The 3800-nt window shown below is 74.9% G+C and carries 3 protein-coding genes and 1 pseudogene; 1 reads left to right on the forward strand and 3 read right to left on the reverse strand.

What is annotated here, in order from left to right:
* The 3 genes and pseudogenes from ACFC1F_RS39605 to ACFC1F_RS39615 form a co-directional block, all read right to left on the reverse strand.
* Positions 1 to 376 (reverse strand): annotated as a pseudogene (locus ACFC1F_RS39605) (hypothetical protein); the annotation flags it as partial.
* Positions 377 to 494: 118 nt separating this feature from the next.
* The gene (locus ACFC1F_RS39610; protein ID WP_376166112.1) at positions 495 to 1400 is read right to left on the reverse strand and encodes a class I SAM-dependent methyltransferase; all 906 of its coding nucleotides are present in this window, start codon (positions 1398 to 1400) and stop codon (positions 495 to 497) included.
* Between the two features lie 221 nt (positions 1401 to 1621).
* Complete coding sequence (locus tag ACFC1F_RS39615; protein WP_376166115.1) at positions 1622 to 2161, reverse strand: PadR family transcriptional regulator; 540 nt, start codon at positions 2159 to 2161, stop codon at positions 1622 to 1624.
* Positions 2162 to 2289: 128 nt separating this feature from the next.
* On the opposite strand from ACFC1F_RS39615, the gene ACFC1F_RS39620 reads away from it, so the two are divergent.
* Positions 2290 to 3660: an MATE family efflux transporter gene (locus ACFC1F_RS39620; RefSeq protein ID WP_376166118.1), complete on the forward strand. Its 1371-nt coding sequence runs from the start codon at positions 2290 to 2292 to the stop codon at positions 3658 to 3660.
* Positions 3661 to 3800 lie beyond the last annotated feature (140 nt).

Here is a 3800-nt window from a genome sequence, read left to right on the forward strand (position 1 = left end):
GCATCGCGACGACCAGCGCACCGACGTCCGCGGGCGCGTGCAGCACGCGGAGCAGCGTCAGCCCCGCCACCACCGACAACAGGCTCGCGGCCATCGGCACCACCCGTTGGCGGCGGATCCGGATGTGCTTGTCCGTCAGCGCGCCGCGTCGTACTCCGAGCGCGATCAGGCCGATCGGCACCACCCCGCAGAACAACGCCGCCAGCAGACCCCAGCCGGCCCCCGACCAGTCCGCGGTGCTGTGGGCGCCGACGAGCAGCAGCAGTGCGATGACCAGATTGGCGGGCGCCAGCACCTCGGTGACCAGCCGCGCGACGCGCTCGCGCGGCGAGGCGGCGGCGAAGGCCGGCGGCTCCGGCGGGACGAAGGCGCTCACCGGCGCGGCTCGCGGCGGGTCGGCGGGGCGGGGGGAGCGGAGCTCGGTCGGCGCACCGCGACAGCCTACCGATCCGCTCCGCCCGCCCCCGCCACCCGGCCCGGGGGAGCGGGCCGGCTCAGGCCGCCGCCCGGACCCGCTGCACGGCCCGGCGGCTTCGCAGCGCCCGCAGCGCCCGGCGGGCCGCGCGGGTGGCGACCGGCGGCAGCAGGTCCAGGGCGAGCCGGCGCGGGGCCGAGCGGCGCGCCGCCTCCGAGGCGGGCTTCGACCGGTGGTTCAGCCGCAGTACCCGGGCGCCCGCGATGGTGTCCTCGTCCACCGTGTAGCCCTCGGCCCGCCAGTCCCGGGCGAGCAGGGTCCGCTGGGCGGCCTCGGCGTCGCCCCACGTCCCGTAGAACTTCATCGGGGTGAGCAGGACCGGCCGCAGTCCGCCGGTGAAGACCGCCTGCCAGACCGCGGCGGAGACACCCGGGGTGTGCTCCGAGCGGTAGTCGTCCAGCGCGACCAGCCCGTCCTCGGCCAGCGCCGCCCGGGCCACCGCGATGTCCCCGGCCACGTGCTCGTAGAGGTGCGAGGCGTCGATGTGGACGAAGCGGCAGCTGCCGTCCGGGATCCGGCCGTCCGCCAGCACCGACGTGGGGGCCTGCACGATCACCGGCAACTGGGCGTGGAACGCAAGGTAGTTGGCCTCGAAGGCCGTCCTGGTGAGGGTCTTGCGGTAGGACATCGCCATCTCGGCGGCGTTGTCGGCGTCACCCGCCTCGGAGTCGAACAGGTCGCAGACGGTCAGCTGCTCGCCCGGCCGGAGGTGGTCGCCGAGCAGAACGGCGCTGCGGCCGAGATAGGTGCCGAGTTCGAGAAGGTCGCCGCTGTGGCCGGCTTCGCTCTGCGCGGTGAGGAACCGCCCGAAGGCCTCCTGGTCGACCTTGAAGAACCAGCCGGGGATGGCGTCGCGGTTCGGATGCGCCGGGCGGGCGGTTTCGGTGTCGGCAACGGGCACGGCGGCCTCCATGGGTGCGGGCATGGCCCGGCGCATGCGGTTCACCCCGCGGCGGTGCGCCGTGGTGTGAGGCGGATCATCATAGCCACGGTGCGGCGCTGTTGCGCCTGGTGCGGAAGGGGCAATTTGCCCCGGTGTACGACCGGTCCGCCGCTGCGGCGCGAGAGCCGTGACCGTGCCGGCGCCGGGTGCGGACCGGGGGCGCGGACCGGGGTGCGGACCCTGCCTGACCTGGCCCTCCGTCCTCAGGCGGCCGGCCCGCCCTCCAGCTCCGCGATGGTCTCGCTCAGCCAGGCCCGCTCGGCCGCCCCGGAGGCGCGCGCGACCAGCAGCATGCCGCGCCGGAACGGGTTCCGCTCCTGCTCGGCGGTGACGGGCCGGCCGTCGGCGTCGTAGAAGAAGCTGCTCGGCGTCTCCAGGAACGCCAGCCGGCGCCGCAGCACGGCGGCCTGGCAGGCCGGGTCGGCGAGGCGGTCGAGGAAGGCCGCGACGGTGAAGAAGCGGATCTGGTCGGAGATCTCGGCCTCGGCGGGGTCGGCCAACCGGCGTTCCAGTTCGGCCCGGCCGTCGGCGGTCAGTTCCAGTACCTGGCGCGGCGCGGCGCCGCTGCCCGGCTCGCTGCGGCGTGCCAGCAGCCCCGCCTTCTCCAGTCGCGCGATGGCGGGGTAGAGCGCGCCGTCGCTGACCGGCCGGATGTGGCCGGTGAGGCCGGTGATCCGGGACTTCAACTCGTAGCCGTGCAGTGGCTCGTCGTGCAGGAAGCCGAGGATCGCGAGGGTCAGCACAGTCGAAGCCTTTCCGTCGTCGCACGCTCCGTGCGGGCGACACTTTACCTCTTGCCGAGGTGTATCGATTCGAGGTATCTCTATTCGAGGCAATGAGCGACGAACGATCCGGAAGACGGGGGACACCCATGCGAGGACACCTGCCGAGGCTGTTGGCACTGGCCGGACCGGTCTACGGCGAACTGCTCTCCGGGGTCATCGCCTCGGTCATCGGCACCGTCTGGGTGGCCGGCCTCGGCGGAGCCGCCGTCGCCGCCGTCACCCTGGCGGGCACCCTGGAGAACCTGCTGCTCGGCCTGGTGCTGGTGGTCTCCTGCGGCACCACCGTCCGGCTGTCGCGCGCCGTCGGCGCCGGCGATCCGGCGTCCGCGGGCCGCACCGAGCGGGCCGCCTGGCGGCTCTGCGCCGCGGGCAGCCTCGCGATCGCCGTTCCCGGATTCCTGCTGCGGGAGGAGATCGCGGGCGCCTTCCTGGACGGCCCCGCCGCGGGCCTGGCCGCGGACTGGTTCACGGTGGCCTTCCCCGCCTTCGGGCTCTTCTTCGCCCAGCGCGTCGCCGACGAGCTCTTCAAGGGCCGCGGCGACACCCGCACCCCGATGCGGACGGCCCTGCTCTCCAACGGCCTGCTGCTCGTCCTGGATCCGCTGCTGATCCTCGGCCCCGGCCCGCTCCCGGCGCTCGGCGTGACCGGTGGGGCGCTCGCCCTGGCCCTCTCGCGCGCCATCGCCCTCGCCGTGACCCTGCTCCTGCGGCGGGGCCGCCGGCTGCCAGCGTCACGCGGCGGGCTCGGTGCGGACGCCCGTCGGATCATCGCGGCCGGGGCCTCGTTCGGGCTCGACTTCACCGCCCGGATGGGTGTCGGCACGGTGCAGCTCGGCCTGGTCGCCGTGTTCGGTGTCCCGGCGGTCGCCGGCTACGGCGTCGGGTACCGCGTGCTGCTGATCGTCACCATGGCGTTCTACGCCGTCCGGCAGGCCGCCTCCATCGAGGCCGCCCGGCTCGCCGGCGCGGGCGACACCGCCGCGCTGCGCGGCCTCGGCCGGGACACCGCCCGCCTTGCCGGCGGCCTCGGCGCGGGTGCGGCGGTCCTCTGCGCGGTCCTGGCCGGACCGGTCACCGCGCTGTTCACGGACGACCCGGCGGTGGCCGGGCAGTCCGTCGGCTTCCTGCGGATGGCCGGCCTCTACCTGCTCCCGTACGCGCTGGTGGTCGCCCTCGGCGGTGTCCACCAGGCCACCGGCGCCGGCCGCCGCCTGGTCCCCGCCGTCCTCCTCGGCCTCGCCCTCCAGCTCGCGGCCGGCGCCGCCCTCTCCGGCCCGCTCGGCGTGAACGGACTCTGGGCCGGCATGACGGTGGGCGCGCTGGCGCAGCTCGGGCTGATGCGGCTGCTGATCGGGCGGGGGAGGCGGGGCGACGAGGTGGCACCGCCGACGGTGACGGCGACGACGGCGACGACGGCGGACACGGATCAGCGCCTCGACCAGGTGCGTGCCGCGTAGGAGCGCGCGGCGACGAGCAGGCCGATGCCCCAGACCAGGAACTGCGGTATTCCGTAGACGATGATCCACGGGCTGAAGATCGCGTCCGCGGAGTCGAACTGCCTCACCGTCACGAAGACGGCGAAGGCGGTGTAGAGCAG

Origin of the sequence: Kitasatospora sp. NPDC056181 (assembly GCF_042266225.1) — a bacterium.
GTDB lineage: Bacteria > Actinomycetota > Actinomycetes > Streptomycetales > Streptomycetaceae > Kitasatospora.

Coding starts and splice junctions, on each gene's coding strand:
- ACFC1F_RS39610 (WP_376166112.1), bottom strand. CDS start 1,400: ATGCCCGCACCCATGGAGGCCGCCGTGCCCGTTGCCGACACCGAAACC.
- ACFC1F_RS39620 (WP_376166118.1), top strand. CDS start 2,290: ATGCGAGGACACCTGCCGAGGCTGTTGGCACTGGCCGGACCGGTCTAC.